This is a genomic window from Actinomadura kijaniata (assembly GCF_014138665.1).
GTDB classification, from domain to species: domain Bacteria; phylum Actinomycetota; class Actinomycetes; order Streptosporangiales; family Streptosporangiaceae; genus Spirillospora; species Spirillospora kijaniata.
The window spans coordinates 55,327-69,199 of sequence record NZ_JACJIA010000010.1; the positions used below are offsets into that span (position 1 = coordinate 55,327).

The 13,873-nt window shown below is 73.6% G+C and carries 15 protein-coding genes; 14 read left to right on the forward strand and 1 reads right to left on the reverse strand.

Features of this window, described 5'->3' with window-relative positions; translation table 11 throughout:
- The first annotated feature begins 64 nt into the window (after positions 1 to 64).
- The 7 genes from HNR61_RS31760 to HNR61_RS31790 all read left to right on the forward strand — a co-directional run bounded on the left by HNR61_RS31760 (position 65) and on the right by HNR61_RS31790 (position 5,230).
- Positions 65 to 1,165 carry a TIGR03364 family FAD-dependent oxidoreductase gene (locus HNR61_RS31760; RefSeq protein ID WP_182846846.1) on the forward strand — a complete coding sequence of 367 codons (1,101 nt, stop codon included), beginning with the start codon at positions 65 to 67 and terminating at the stop codon, positions 1,163 to 1,165.
- Between the two features lie 31 nt (positions 1,166 to 1,196).
- Entirely contained in the window at positions 1,197 to 2,102 is a 906-nt protein-coding gene (locus tag HNR61_RS31765; RefSeq protein WP_182846847.1) for a phosphate/phosphite/phosphonate ABC transporter substrate-binding protein, read from the forward strand.
- Positions 2,103 to 2,107: 5 nt separating this feature from the next.
- Entirely contained in the window at positions 2,108 to 2,824 is a 717-nt protein-coding gene (locus tag HNR61_RS31770; RefSeq protein WP_182846848.1) for a phosphonate ABC transporter ATP-binding protein, read from the forward strand.
- Positions 2,821 to 3,621 (forward strand): phosphonate ABC transporter, permease protein PhnE, encoded by an 801-nt coding sequence (gene phnE / locus HNR61_RS31775; protein WP_182846849.1) that lies wholly within the window; start codon positions 2,821 to 2,823, stop codon positions 3,619 to 3,621. Before HNR61_RS31770 ends, phnE begins: the two co-directional genes overlap by 4 nt.
- Positions 3,622 to 3,773: 152 nt before the next feature.
- Positions 3,774 to 4,682: an isocitrate lyase/PEP mutase family protein gene (locus tag HNR61_RS31780; protein ID WP_182846850.1), complete on the forward strand. Its 909-nt coding sequence runs from the start codon at positions 3,774 to 3,776 to the stop codon at positions 4,680 to 4,682.
- Between the two features lie 61 nt (positions 4,683 to 4,743).
- Positions 4,744 to 5,001: a hypothetical protein gene (locus HNR61_RS31785; protein WP_067824083.1), complete on the forward strand. Its 258-nt coding sequence runs from the start codon at positions 4,744 to 4,746 to the stop codon at positions 4,999 to 5,001.
- Between the two features lie 34 nt (positions 5,002 to 5,035).
- Complete coding sequence (locus tag HNR61_RS31790; RefSeq protein WP_182846851.1) at positions 5,036 to 5,230, forward strand: hypothetical protein; 195 nt, start codon at positions 5,036 to 5,038, stop codon at positions 5,228 to 5,230.
- 160 nt (positions 5,231 to 5,390) lie between these two features.
- Here HNR61_RS31790 and HNR61_RS31795 read toward each other — a convergent pair whose 3' ends face one another.
- Entirely contained in the window at positions 5,391 to 6,101 is a 711-nt protein-coding gene (locus HNR61_RS31795) for a hypothetical protein (RefSeq protein ID WP_182847148.1), read from the reverse strand.
- Between the two features lie 216 nt (positions 6,102 to 6,317).
- Between HNR61_RS31795 and HNR61_RS31800 the strand changes: the two genes are divergently transcribed.
- The 7 genes from HNR61_RS31800 (at position 6,318) to HNR61_RS31830 (ending at position 13,864) form a co-directional block, all read left to right on the forward strand.
- The gene (locus HNR61_RS31800; protein WP_182846852.1) at positions 6,318 to 6,884 is read left to right on the forward strand and encodes an AAA family ATPase; all 567 of its coding nucleotides are present in this window, start codon (positions 6,318 to 6,320) and stop codon (positions 6,882 to 6,884) included.
- Positions 6,885 to 6,993: 109 nt separating this feature from the next.
- Positions 6,994 to 7,671: a DedA family protein gene (locus HNR61_RS31805; protein WP_246444137.1), complete on the forward strand. Its 678-nt coding sequence runs from the start codon at positions 6,994 to 6,996 to the stop codon at positions 7,669 to 7,671.
- A gap of 121 nt (positions 7,672 to 7,792) precedes the next feature.
- Positions 7,793 to 8,509: a DedA family protein gene (locus tag HNR61_RS31810; protein WP_182846854.1), complete on the forward strand. Its 717-nt coding sequence runs from the start codon at positions 7,793 to 7,795 to the stop codon at positions 8,507 to 8,509.
- Positions 8,490 to 9,680 (forward strand): sensor histidine kinase, encoded by a 1,191-nt coding sequence (locus HNR61_RS31815; protein ID WP_312898193.1) that lies wholly within the window; start codon positions 8,490 to 8,492, stop codon positions 9,678 to 9,680. Before HNR61_RS31810 ends, HNR61_RS31815 begins: the two co-directional genes overlap by 20 nt.
- The gene (locus HNR61_RS31820; protein ID WP_182846855.1) at positions 9,671 to 10,315 is read left to right on the forward strand and encodes a response regulator; all 645 of its coding nucleotides are present in this window, start codon (positions 9,671 to 9,673) and stop codon (positions 10,313 to 10,315) included. Before HNR61_RS31815 ends, HNR61_RS31820 begins: the two co-directional genes overlap by 10 nt.
- 119 nt (positions 10,316 to 10,434) lie before the next feature.
- The gene (locus HNR61_RS31825) at positions 10,435 to 10,590 is read left to right on the forward strand and encodes a hypothetical protein (RefSeq protein ID WP_182846856.1); all 156 of its coding nucleotides are present in this window, start codon (positions 10,435 to 10,437) and stop codon (positions 10,588 to 10,590) included.
- Positions 10,591 to 10,621: 31 nt separating this feature from the next.
- Positions 10,622 to 13,864 (forward strand): S41 family peptidase, encoded by a 3,243-nt coding sequence (locus HNR61_RS31830; protein WP_182846857.1) that lies wholly within the window; start codon positions 10,622 to 10,624, stop codon positions 13,862 to 13,864.
- Positions 13,865 to 13,873 lie beyond the last annotated feature (9 nt).

Below are 13,873 nucleotides of genomic sequence, written 5' to 3' on the forward strand. Positions count from 1 at the left end.
CAGCTGCTGGACTTCTCGTCCGTACTGTTGACGACCTCGATCGCGCGCCCCGAACGTTCTTGTCATGACAAGTGATGTGGTCGTGGTCGGCGCCGGGATCGTGGGGCTGGCGCACGCGTACGCCGCCGTCCGCCGCGGCCTGTCGGTGGTCGTGGTCGAACGCGACGAGCGGGCCCGCGGCGCCTCGGTGCGCAACTTCGGTCACGGCTGCCTGACCGCGCAGTCCGGACGGGCGCTGGAGTACGCGCTGGCCGCCCGCGAGAGCTGGCTCGCGCTCGCCAAGGAGGCGGACGTGCGGGTGCGCGAGAGCGGCACGGTCGTCGTGGCGCGCGCCGCGGACGAGATGGCGGTGCTGGAGGAGTTCGCCGCCCTGCGCGGCGACCAGGCGCGGCTGCTGGACGAGCCGGCGGTGCGCGCCCGCGTGCCCGTGGGCGACGGGGTGGTGGGCGGCGCGTTCCTGCCGCTGGACCTGCGGGTCGACCCGCGCCGGGCCGTCCACGCGATCGCGGCGGCGCTGGCCGGGCGGGGCGTGCGGTTCCTGTGGTCGACCGCCGCGCACGGCATCGGGCCCGGCGAGGTCGTCACCAGCCGCGGAGTCGTGCGGGGCCGCCGCGTCGTGGTCGCGGTGGGACACGACGTGGACCGCCACTTCCCCGAACTGGCCGAGTGGCGGCGGGTGCGGCGGTGCTCGCTGCACATGCTGCGGGTCGCCGACCCGCACGGGCGGACGGTCGACCCGGCGGTGCTGACCGGGTTCTCGCTGCTGCGCTACGGCGGCTTCGCCGAGTGCCCGAGCGCCGGCGCGGTCCGGGAACGGCTGTCGCGCGAGCACGCGGAGCTGCTCGACTGCGGCCTCAACCTGATGTTCACCCAGCTCCCCGACGGCGACCTGACGATCGGCGACACCCACGCGTACGCGCGCACCCCGAGCCCCTACCGGGCCGAACGGCTGGACGAGCTGGTGCTCGCCCAGGCCGCGCGGCTGCTGGGAGTGCCGCGCCTGCGGGTGCGCGAGCGGTGGCGCGGGGTGTACGCGTCGGCCCCCGAGCCGTTCCTGGTCGAGACCCCGGCGGACGGCGTCCGGGTGGTCTCGGTGACGTCCGGGATCGGCATGACCACCGCGCTCGGCCTGGCCCCCGCGGTCCTCGACGACCTTCTCGACTGAAGTCCGCGACCCACCTCCCTGGAGAGAGACGATGAAGATCACCAAACGTGCCGTCGCCGCGCTGGCCGCGTCGGTCCTGGCCCTGTCGGCGTGCGGCTCCGCTCCGGAGGGCGGGGGCTCCTCGGCCGCCTGCCCGGGCGGCAGGGTCCGGTTCGGGATCGAACCGTACGAGGACCCGGCCAAGCTGAAGCCCGCCTACCAGATCATGGCCACCGCGCTCCAGGCCCGGCTGGGATGCCCGGTCGAGCTCCAGGTCGTCGAGGACTACTCGGCCGAGGTGCTGGCGATGCGCAACGGCCGGCTGGAGATCGCCCAGTTCGGCCCGCTCGGGTTCGTGTTCGCCAGCCAGCGGGCCGGGGCGGTGCCGCTGGCGTCGTTCGCCGACGGCGGCGGCAGGCTGACCACCTACACGGCCGGGATCTGGGTTCCCGCCGACTCGCCGGTCAGGACGGTCGCCGACCTGAGGGGCAGGTCGCTCGCGCTGGGCGCCACCGGCTCGACCTCCGGCGACGCGCTGCCCCGCTACGCCCTCAGGCAGGCCGGGGTGCCCGACCGGGACGTGCGGATCCAGTACGCCGGCGGCCACCCCGAGGCCCTGCTCGCGCTGACCAAGGGCAAGGTCGACGCCGCCGAGATCAACAGCCAGCAGCTCGCCACCGCCAAGGCCGCCGGGCAGTTCGATCCGGCTCGCCACCGCCGGATCTGGACCTCGGCGCCGATCCCCAACGACCCCATCACCATCAGCGACAAGCTCGACCCGGCGTTCCGGGACCGCGTGGCCAAGGCGCTGCTGGGACTCGGCGCCGCCGACGTGGCCAAGGTCGGGGCGTTCCTGGACGTGCACCCGCCCGGCCCGATGGTCGCGGTCACCAGGGACACCTACAAGCCGCTGTTCGACCTGGCCTCCACCATGGGGCTGACCGAGAAGGACGTCTGATCCGCATGTCGCTGCACATCCGCGGGCTGCGCAAGGCGTTCGACGGGCGCACCGTGCTCGACGGCGTCGACCTGGAGGTGGTGCCGGGCGAGTTCGTCGCCGTGCTCGGCGCCAACGGCTCGGGCAAGTCGACCGCCCTGCGCTGCGTCGTCGGCCTGGACCGCCCGGACGCCGGCGAGATCTCCGTCGGCGGCACCGGCCGCGCGGCCATGGTCTTCCAGCGGATCCACCTGGTCGGCCGCCGCACCGCGCTGGACAACGTCTGCGCGGGCGCCCTCGGGCGGCTGCCCCTGGGCCGGTCGCTGTCGCCCCTGCTGTTCCCCCGGACGCTCCGCGAGGAGGCGATGGCCTGCCTGGACCGGGTGGGCCTCGCCGACCGCGCCGCGGAACGGGCCGGCCGCCTGTCCGGCGGCCAGCAGCAGCGGGTGGCCATCGCCCGGGCGCTCTGCCAGCAGGCCACCGTGGTCCTGGCCGACGAGCCGGTCTCCGCGCTGGACCCCAGCGCCGCCGAGCAGGTCGTCGCGCTCCTGAAGGACCTGGCCGCCGGCGGCCTGGCCGTCGCCGCCGTCCTGCACCAGCCGGACCTGGCCCGCCGCCACGCCGACCGCGTGGTCGGCCTCGCGGGCGGCCGGGTGGCGTTCGACGCGCCCCCCGCGGCCCTCACCGACGCCGACCTGACCACCCTCTACGCCCCCATGACGATCAGGGAGCCCGCCCGATGACCACCACCGCTCCGGCCCCGCCGCGCCGCCGCGGCCCCTCCCCGGCCGCGTGGTCGGTCACCGCGCTGGTCGTCGTGGCCCACGTGCTGGCCTGGCGCGGCACCGACATGTCCCCCGCCGCCCTGGCCACCGGCTGGCGGGGCATGGCCGACTTCCTCGGCGACGCCCTCCCGCCCGACCTGGACTGGGACACCGTCCTCGGCCCCAGCCTCCGCGCCGCCGGCGTCACCTTCGCCATCGGCCTGCTGGGCACGAGCCTGTCGGTGCCCTTCGCCCTGGCCCTGGCGGTCCTCGCGTCCCGCACCACCACCTACGGCCCCGCCGCCTACCAGGTGTCGCGCTCGGTCCTGTCCTTCCTCCGCTCGGTCCCCGACGTGGTCTTCGCGCTCATCTTCGTCACCGCCGTCGGCCTGGGCCCCTTCGCCGGGGTCCTGGCCCTCGTCCTCCACAACATCGGCGTCATGGGCAAGCTGTGGGCCGAGGCGATGGAGGAGAGCGACCCGGGCCCCCGCGACGCCCTGCGCGTCCTCGGCGCCTCCCGCGTCCAGACCGTCGCGCACGCCGTCCTGCCCACCGTCTTCCCGCAACTGGTCGGCCTGCTGCTCTACCGCCTGGACGTCAACGTCCGCTCGTCCCTGGTCCTCGGCCTGGTCGGCGCGGGCGGCATCGGCTTCCTCATCAACCAGTCCATCAAGCTGTTCCGCTTCGACCAGATGGCCACCCACATCCTGGTCGTCCTGGTCCTGGTCGTCGCCGTGGACCAGGTCTCGGACCGGGTCCGGCGCCGCCTCGCCTGACCGGCCCGCGGCCTTGTCAAAGGTCATTTTGAGCGGGGCTGAAACCGTGTTGATGCTCTCTTCGCGGTGCACATGAGTGAATGTTCGCGTAACGCACGCGGACGCCCCGGCGGATCCGGCGCCGTCCGGTCGACACGATCCCAGGAGCAGTCGTGCACTACGGAGAAGCGCTGCGTCGCGAGATCCTGGCCGAAGGGGTCACCCCGCTCGTCGGGGTGTACGACATGTTCTCGGCCTCCCTGGCGGCGCGGCACTACGACGGCATGTTCGTCTCCGGCTTCGGCTTCGCGGCCTCCCACTACGGCCTGCCCGACATCGGGTTCATCGCCTGGCCCGACATGGTGGCGTTCGTGCAGCGCCTCCGCCTGGCCTTCCCCCGGCAGCACCTGCTGGTGGACATCGACGACGGGTACGTGGACCCCGAGGTCGCCTGCCACGTGGTGGAGCATCTGGAGCGGATCGGCGCCTCCGGGGTGATCCTGGAGGACCAGCGGCGCCCCCGCCGGTGCGGGCACGCGGACGGCAAGCTGCTGCTGCCGCTGGAGGAGTACCTGGCCAAGCTCGACCTGGTGCTGCGCACCCGGCGGGACCTGGTGGTGGTCGCCCGCACCGACGCCGACACCGACGAGGAGATCCTGCGGCGCGCCGAGGCGCTGGCCGCCACCGACGCCGACGTCGTGCTGGTGGACGGCGTGCGCAGCGTGGAGTGGATCCGGCGGATCCGGACGGTGACCGGCGACAAGCCGCTGCTGTTCAACCAGATCGCGGGCGGCCGGTCCCCCCGGCTGTCGCTGCCGGAGCTGGCCGAGCTGGGCGTGGACGTCGCGATCTACAGCACCCCGTGCCTGTTCGCCGCGCACGACGCCATCGAGGCGGCGCTGGTGCGGCTCAAGCGCGACGAGGGGCGGCTGCCCGCCGCCGACGGGGCCACCGCCGGGGTCCGCGAGACCACCGAGCTGCTGGAGCGCAACATCAGCAGGCACCACGCCAAGCCCCGCTACCCGGTGCCCGCCCAGGGCCCGGCCTCCCGGTCCGACCGGCGGGTCCGCCCGGGAGGGTGACGGTCCTCTCATCGGCCCCGCGGTTCCGCGTATTCCTTGATCCAACGGGTAGGCGCAGGTCATGGACCGAAACGAGAAAGATCCCCGGGAGCTGGCCGAGGAGCTGGCGAGCCACGCCGAGGACGACCCGCGCTTTCGGAACCGGCGTCCCGGCGTCCGCGCGACCCGGCGCGTCTCGCCCGAGGAGGCCGACGCCGACTCCGCCGGAGTGATCGGCGGCACCGGCACGACGGGCGGCGGCCAGCCGGCGGGAGGCGCCGGGTACGGCCGCACCGAGGGTCGGCCCGTGCCCGACAACGACGCCTCCGACATCCCGTGACACCGAGACCGGCCCATACACGAGGGGGAACACGATGACCACGCCCGAGGAGAACCGACCGAAGACCGGCGACACCGACCAGGTCGTGATGCGTCCGGGAGGCGACCCGGACCGCCGGGCCGACCAGGAATCCGGGTCCGAGCCGGACACCCGCCCGTCGCTGGGCGCCGAGCTGGAGGACAAGATGGCCGAACGGGGTGTGACCCGCGAGGACCTCACCGGCTCCTGAGCCCGCGGCCCTCGACGGCCGATCGGAACGGCGGGAGGGGAGCTGTTCGTCAGGGACTCGTCGCGCTGCGTGATGAGTTTCGGAAGATTAGTACGTGCGTACTTACATGACCGAAAAGCGGATAGCTGGCAAAAGATTTACCTTTGGCAAGGTTTGTCGATCAACGCGGAAGGTCATCGTCCCCGACGTCCAGGCCCACCACCGAAGTGCAGCCCGTGCAGATCCATTCGGCGATCACGGCCTCGAATCCGGCGGCGTGCGAACGGTAGGGGTGCTCCACCTCGCGGCGGCGCATCCCGTGGCCGCAGGAGGAGTGCAGCAGCCGCCCGCACTGGTGGCACGGCCACACGTCCTCCAGGCGCAGCAGGCACTGCGGGCACTGCGGCGTCTCGGCCGGGTCCGGCGTGCCGAACGGGTCCAGCTCGTGCCGCCAGCGCAGTTCCAGGTCGAGGTACTCGTCGCAGGGCCAGTGGTAGTCCGCCAGCCAGGCCAGGTACTCCTCGGCGTCGGGCTCCAGCACGGCCGTCATCGACTCCGGGTACTCCTCGGGGCCCGCCGCCGTGGGCTGCGCCCGGTCGGCGTGGACCCGTTCGGCCTGGAGCCGTTCGGGCTCGGCCGGCTCGGGCTCGGGCCAGGCGGGTTCGGGCCGGGACGGCGTGGGATGCGCCGGCTCGGGGGACGGGGTGACATGCTGGACCGTCCCGGGCGCGGGTCTGCGGAAGCGGGCCGTCTCGTCGGGTGTCGAAGGGTCCGGGGCCGGGGCCCCGTCGGTGGGAGCGGTTCGTGTCGTGCGGCCTCGTGCGGCGGCCAGCAGCGCCAGCAGGGACAGGCTCGTCAGCACGACCGCGACCATGCCGGTCGCCGTGGTCATCGCGGGGATCCTTTCATGATCTAAGGCGGGGTCTGATCATGAATGCGCTTCACAAAACGTTGTGAACCTATAGGAAGGTCAGTTTTCGGAAAAGTCGATCAGAAAAGAATCTTCCTCTCGCTCGTCCGGAGACGGTGGCCGAAACCGGCTCGCTCTTGGTCCGGAAACCGGGGAGGCGGCACAATCGGGGCACCGGTCCAGGGACAGGGAGGTGTCATGGGCGTGCCCTCGCCGCTCAGGCTCGCCGCGCACGGCGTGCGGGCCGTGGCGGCCGGATCCGCGGCGGCGCTCGCCGCGACCGCCGCGCTGGCCGAGGCCGTCGCCGCGCTGCCGAGGCTGGCCGACTCCCTGGAACGGCTCGCCCGCGCCGCCGCCAGCCTGGAGTCGCTGTCGGACGCGGTGCCCTCGCTGGACCGCCTCGGGGAGGTCGCCGGGGAGCTCGGCCGCCTGGCCGACGCCGCCGAGGCACTGCCGCACGTGGCCGGTGACCTGGAACGCCTCGCCGCCGTCGCCCCCGCCCTGGAGGAGCTCGCCGAGACGATCGGCGAACTGCGCGAGCTGCCGCGGGTGGTGCCCGCCCTCGAAGAGCTCGGCTCGGCCGTCGGCCCGCTCCACCACACGGTGGAGGAGCTCAGCCCGCTGGCCGGGACCATCGCCCAGATGCAGGGCGCCATCGAGCAGCTGAACGCGACCGTCAGCCCCCTCCAGGGCACCGCCGAACGCCTCGGCCGTTTCGTGGACCGCCTCCCGCAGAGCCGCAGGTCACCCCGGAACACCCGCTGAACCGGGCGGCCGGTGTGACGTTCGTCATGTGCCGAACGCGACCCGGTGGGTATCGGGTCGGCGCGGAGGTGGTGGCCTGAGGCCGGGCGGCTCCCGGCGGCACAGCATGATGAGCGCTTTCCCACACGTGGTCCACGTGTACGCGGCCCAGCAGTCCGAGCCCCAGGGCGGTTTCGCGGGCTGGGCGACCGACCTGATGGAGAAGCTGGGCGCGCTCGGCGCGGGACTGGCGATCGCCCTGGAGAACCTGTTCCCCCCGATCCCCAGCGAGGTGGTGCTGCCCCTGGCCGGGTTCGCCTCCGCCCAGGGCGACATGAACCTGGTCGCGGCGCTGGTGTGCACCACGCTCGGGTCGGTGCTGGGCGCGCTGGTGCTCTACGGGCTCGGCGCGCTCATCGGCCGGGACCGGATGCGGCGCCTCGTGGGCAGGATCCCCCTGGTCAAGGTGGAGGACCTCGACAGGAGCGAGGCGTGGTTCGAGCGGCACGGCTCCAAGGCGGTGTTCTTCGGCCGCATGATCCCGGTGTTCCGCAGCCTGATCTCCATCCCGGCGGGGGTGGCGGGCATGCGGCCGGTGAAGTTCGTGACCTACACCACCCTGGGCAGCGGGCTGTGGAACGCCGCCTTCGTCATGGCCGGCTACCTGCTCGGCGACAACTGGCAGTCGGTCGAGGGCTACGTCGGCATGTACTCCAAGATCGTGCTGGCGGTGGCGGTCCTCGCGGTGGCCGCGTTCGTCGCGGTGCGCGTCCGGCAGAACCGCCGGGAGCGCGAGACCGCCGCCTGAGCCCGCCGCCTGAGCTCACCAGGGGTGTGGTTTTCCGCAGGGTGGCGCTGCGGATCCTGTCAGGTCGGGTGGAGGGCGTATCCCATGGTGACGGCCCCGCCCGCTCCCTAACGTCGTAGACATGATCACTGCGACGAACCCCGAACCCCTCGGTGGCATCGCCGGCTGGGCGACCGACCTGATGGAGAAGCTGGGCGCGCCCGGCGCGGGACTGGCGATCGCCCTGGAGAACCTGTTCCCCCCGCTGCCCAGCGAAGTGATCCTCCCCCTGGCCGGGTTCACCGCCGCGCAGGGCGGGATGAGCCTGGCCGGCGCCCTGCTGTGGACCACGCTCGGGTCGGTGCTGGGCGCGCTCGCCCTCTACTGGATCGGCGCGGCGATCGGCCGGGACCGGATCCGCGCGCTGGTGGCGCGGCTGCCGCTGGTCAAGCTGGAGGACCTGGACCGCACCGAGGCGTGGTTCGCCCGGCACGGCGCCAAGGCGGTGTTCTTCGGCCGCATGATCCCGATCTTCCGGAGCCTGATCTCCGTTCCGGCCGGGGTCGAGCGGATGCCGATGACGACGTTCCTGCTCTACACGACCCTCGGCAGCGCCCTGTGGAACACCGCGTTCGTGCTGGCCGGCTACCTGCTGGGCGACAACTGGCACGTCGTCGAGCAGTACGTCGGCGTCTACTCCAAGGCCGTGCTCGGGGTGGTCGCGCTCGCGGCCGTGGTGTTCCTGGCCGTCCGCGTCGTGCGGAACCGCCGCGCGCCGCAGCCGTCCCCGGGCGCCCGCCCGAACGTCGACCGGCCCGTGTATCGGCGAGAATTCGAACGTGACCGCGTCAACCACTGAACTGCCGGTTCCCGACGTGCGGCGGTGGCCGCGACCCGCGCGGGCGGCGCTGGGGCTCGGCCTCGGCGCCGCCTCCGCCGTCGTGGAGGCGGCGCTGCTGGCCGTGTCGGCGGTGCTGATGGCCTACGCGCTGGCGTTCTCGCGCGGCCGGCGCTCGGTGCCGAAGGTGGTGGCGTCGGGGGCGGTCGCGGTCAGCCGGTGGGAGCTGCGGCGGCTGGCGATCTGCTTCGGGCACGCCCAGCGCATCGAGTTCGGGACGCTGCGGGCGCTGGCCTACCTGGTGCTGCGGGTGCCGGTCGGGCTGCTGGGCGGCGTGATCCTGGCGCTGATCGGGTACGGGGCCCTCTCCGCCGTCCGGCTCGCCTGGGGCTGGTGGGGGCCCGGCAAGCCGCTGGACGGCATCCCCGCCACCCCCATGATCGTCACCTACATCGCGATCGCCGGGACGGTGCTGCTGTTCCTGGCGGTCCAGGGGCTGGTCGGCGTGGTGGCGCTGGAACGCAAGGTGGCCCGCCGCGGCCTCGGCCCGAGCCCCCTGGAGGAGTACGAGCGGCGCATCGCCCAGCTGTCGGTGACCCGCGCCGAGGTGGTCGACGCCGTCGACGACGAGCGCCGCCGCATCGAACGCGACCTGCACGACGGCGTCCAGCAGCGCCTGGTCGCCCTCGGCATGCTGATCGGACGGGCGCGCCGCGCCGGGGACGGGGAACGCGCCCGGGAACTGCTCCGGCAGGCGCACGAGGAGTCGCAGCGCGCGTTGCAGGACCTGCGGGAGGTCGCCTGGCGCGTGTACCCGGCGGCGCTGGACCACGAGGGGCTGCGCGCCGCGCTGGAGACGGTCGCCGAACGGTCCGCCGTCCCGGTGACCATCGACTTCGACGTGTCCGAACGCCCCCCGCACGCCGTCGAGACCGCCGCCTACTTCGTCGTCTGCGAGGCCGTCACCAACGCCGCCAAGCACTCGGGCGCCGCCGGGGTGTCGGTGCGGGTCGCCGGAGACGGCAAGATGATCGGTGTGCGCATCGAGGACGACGGGACCGGCGGGGCCGACCCGCGCGGCAGCGGCCTGGCGGGGCTGGCCCGCCGCGTCGCGGCGCTGGACGGCGCCTTCACCGTGGACAGCCCGCCCGGCGGGCCGACCGTGATCGTCGCGGAGCTGCCGTGCGGGTGATGCTGGCCGAGGACTCCACGCTGCTGCGCGAGGGCCTGGCGCGGCTGCTGGCCGAGGAGGGGCACCGGGTCCTGGCGGCGGTCGGCGACGGCGACGCGCTGCTGGCGGAGGTCGCGCGGGAGCGGCCCGACATCGTGGTGGTGGACGTGCGGATGCCGCCCACCCACACCGACGAGGGCCTGCGCGCCGCGCTGGAGATCCGGCGGCGGTGGCCGGGCGTGGCGGTGCTGGTGCTGTCGCAGTACGTCGAGAAGCGCTACGCCACCGAGCTGATCACCACCGACACCACCGGCGTCGGCTACCTGCTCAAGGACCGGGTCGCGCAGGTGGACGAGTTCCTGGACGCGCTGGAGCGGGTCGGCGCGGGCGGCGCGGCGTTCGACCCGGAGGTGGTGCGGCAGCTGCTGACCCGCAGCACCCACACCGACCCGCTGACCCGGCTCACCCCCCGCGAGCGCGACGTGCTGGAGCACATGGCGCAGGGCCGCACCAACGCCGCGATCGCCGCGCAGCTCCACGTGTCGCAGAGCGCGGTCGAGAAGCACGCCAACGCCATCTTCGACAAGCTCGACCTGTCCCACGCGTCCGGTTACAGCCGGCGTGTCCTGGCCGTGCTGCGCTACCTGGGTTCGTGACGGTCGCCGAATTTCCGGCACCCCTTCCGAGCTGGGATTACATTTCCGGTGATCGGGGGATTGTTGGTAGTGCCGAGGGCGATGCGACTTCCGGAGTGCACGGTTCCATAGGGGGGAACATGAGCCAGGGAAAGGCTCCGAAGTCGGGCAAGGCCAAGCGGGAGGCCATCAAGGCCAACCGCGCCGCCAAGCAGGCGAAGAGACAGTCGACTCAGCGGCCGGTCGCCGCGCCGCCGCAACAGCAGCCGTCCGAGCCGCGGCCGCAGGAGCGGTGACCCGCGGGGTCTCCGAGGCGGACGGAGGATCGTGCCGGGATACCTGCGCTTCCCAACGATCTTTCATGACGTGATCGTCTTCGTCTCCGAGGACGATCTGTGGATGGTGCCCGCGGTGGGCGGACGGGCGTTCCGGCTCACCGCGGGCGTCGCCGCCGTCACCTGTCCGCGGCTGTCCCCGGACGGCTCGCTGCTGGCGTTCGTCGGCCGCGAGGAGGGGCCCGAGGAGGTCTACGTCATGCCCGCCGACGGCGGCACGGCGCGGCGGCTGACCTTCCACGGCGCGCACTGCACCGTCACCGGCTGGACCCCCGACGGGTCTATCGTCTACGCCAGCGACGCGGGGCAGCCGTTCTACGGCCACACCTGGCTCTACCGCGTCAGCCCCGAGGGAGGGCCGTCGCGGCGCCTGCCCCACGGACCCGCCAAGACCATCTCCCACGGCCCGTCCGGCGGCGTGGTGCTGGGCCGCAACACCGCCGACCCCGCCCGCTGGAAACGCTACCGGGGCGGCACCGCCGGGGACCTGTGGGTCGACCCGCTCGGCACGGGGCGCTTCCGGCGCCTCGTCACGCTGCCCGGCAACCTCGCCTCCCCCTGCTGGGTGGGCGGGCGCGTGTTCTTCCTGTCCGACCACGAGGGCGTCGGCAACGTCTACTCCTGCACCCCCGAGGGCGCCGGCCTGCGCCGCCACACCGACCACGCCGACTACTACGCCCGCAACCTGTCCAGCGACGGCCGCCGCCTCGTCTACCACTGCCACGCCGACCTGTACCTGCTCGACCCGGCCGCGGACCGGTCGCACCGCCTCGGCGTCCGGCTCGGCAGCTCCCGGCCGCAGCGCGACCGCCGGTTCGTCGACGCCGCCGAGTACCTCGACGGCGCGCGGCCCGGCCCGGACGGCAGCGGACTGGCGATCACGACGCGCGGCAAGGCGTTCACCTTCGCCGGGTGGGAGGGCCCGGTGCGCCAGCACGGGGAACCCGACGGCGTCCGCTATCGGCTGCTGACCTGGCTGAACGACCATCGGCGGCTGGTCGCGGCGGCCAGCGACGAGGGCGACCGGGAGACGCTGGTGGTGCTCACCGCCGACGGCACCACGCCGCCGCTGCGCGTCGTGGCCGACGTCGGCCGCGCCGTCGAGCTGGAGGTCTCGCCCGCCGCCGACCGCGTCGCCGTCGCCAACCACCGCAACGAGCTGCTGCTCGTCGACCTCCCGTCCGCGGACCGACCCGCGCCGCGGGTCACCGTGGTCGAGACGAGCCGGTTCGGGACGATCGCGGACCTGGCCTGGTCGTTCGACGGGGCGTGGCTGGCCTACGCCTGCCCCGACACCGCCCGCACCACCGCGGTGAGGCTGTGCCGCGCCGAGACGGGGGAGACGTTCGCCGCGACGCGGCCGGTCGTGCGCGACTACCGCCCGGCGTTCGACCCCGAGGGCCGGTACCTGTACTTCATCGGCGAGCGCGTCTTCAACCCCGTCTACGACTCGCTGCACTTCGACCTGGGGTTCCCGCTCGGCACGCGGCCCTACGCGATCGCGCTGCGGCGGGACGTGGGGTCGCCGTTCGTGCCCGAGCCCCGGCCGCTGGCCGAGCAGGGCGACGCCGACCGCAAGGACGACAAGGACGACAAGGACGACAGGGACGAGAAAGAGGGCAAGGAGGACAGGGAGAAGGACGGGCCCCTGGCCATCGACACCGACGGGCTGGAGGAACGGGTCATCGCGTTCCCGGTGCCCGAGGCGCGCTACGACCGGATCGCCGGGATCAAGGGCAAGGTGCTCTACACGACGTTCCCGGTCGAGGGGAGCCTCGGCGACCGGTACGCCGAGGAGGTGTCGGGCACGCTGCACTGCTACGACCTCGACAAGCAGCAGGCCGAGGAGCTGGTCGCCGAGGTCGACGACTTCCGGCTGGGCCGCGACGGCAGGACGCTGCTGTACCGGTCCGGCGACCGGCTGCGGCTGGTCGAGGCGGGCGAGACGCCCGCCGACGACCGCGATCCGGGCCGCGCGACCGGCTGGATCGACCTGGACCGCGTCAAGGTGTCGGTGCTGCCCGAGGCCGAGTGGCGGCAGATGTTCCGCGAGGCGTGGCGGCTCCAGCGCGAGCACTTCTGGGCCAAGGACATGTCGGGCCTGGACTGGGACGAGGTGTACCGCCGCTACCTGCCGCTGATCGACCGGGTCTCCACCCGCGCCGAGTTCTCCGACCTGCTGTGGGAGCTGCAGGGCGAGCTCGGCACCTCCCACGCCTACGAGAGCGGCGGCGAGTACCGCTACCGCCCGCACTACTGGCAGGGCAAGCTGGGCGTGGACTGGGACGTCTCCGGCGGGACCTACCGCATCGCCCGGATCGCCGACGGCGACCGCTGGGACGACCGCGCCACCTCGCCGCTCAACCGGCCCGGCACGGACGTGCGGCCCGGCGACGTGCTGGTGGCGGTCAACGGGCAGCCGGTCGGCGCGCGGGCCACCCCCAACCAGCGCCTGGTCAACCAGGCCGGGCAGGAGGTGCAGCTGACCCTGGTGCGCGACGGCGGGGAGCCGTTCACCGTGGTGGTGCGGGCGCTCGGTGACGAGCGCCCGGTCCGCTACCGCGACTGGGTGCGGCGCAACCGCGCCCTCGTCCACGAACGCACCGGCGGCCGCGTCGGCTACCTGCACGTCCCCGACATGGGGCCGGAGGGGTACGCCGAGTTCCACCGGGGGTTCCTCACCGAGTACGACCGCGAGGCGCTGATCGTGGACGTGCGGTTCAACGGCGGCGGCCACGTGTCGGCGCTGCTGCTGGAGAAGCTGGCCCGCAAGCGCGTCGGCTACGACTTCCCGCGCTGGGGCGTGCCCGAGCCGTACCCGCCCGAGTCGCCGCGCGGGCCGATCGTGGCGCTGACCAACGAGCTGGCCGGGTCGGACGGGGACGTGTTCTGCCACGCGTTCAAGCTGCGCGGGCTCGGCCCGCTGGTCGGCAAGCGGACCTGGGGCGGGGTGATCGGCATCTCGCCCCGGCACGAGCTGGCCGACGGGACCGTCACCACGCAGCCGGAGTTCTCGTTCGCGTTCGACGACGTCGGCTGGCGGATCGAGAACTACGGCACCGACCCCGACATCGAGGTCGACATCACGCCGCAGGACTACGCGCGCGGCGTCGACGCCCAGCTGGAACGCGCCGTCCAGGCCGCCCTGGACGAGCTCGGGCGGCACCCCGCCCACACCCCCGACCCCGGCGACCGGCCGAGGCTCGGCGTTCCCCGCCTGCCCCCGCGCTCCTGAAGGCCCGCC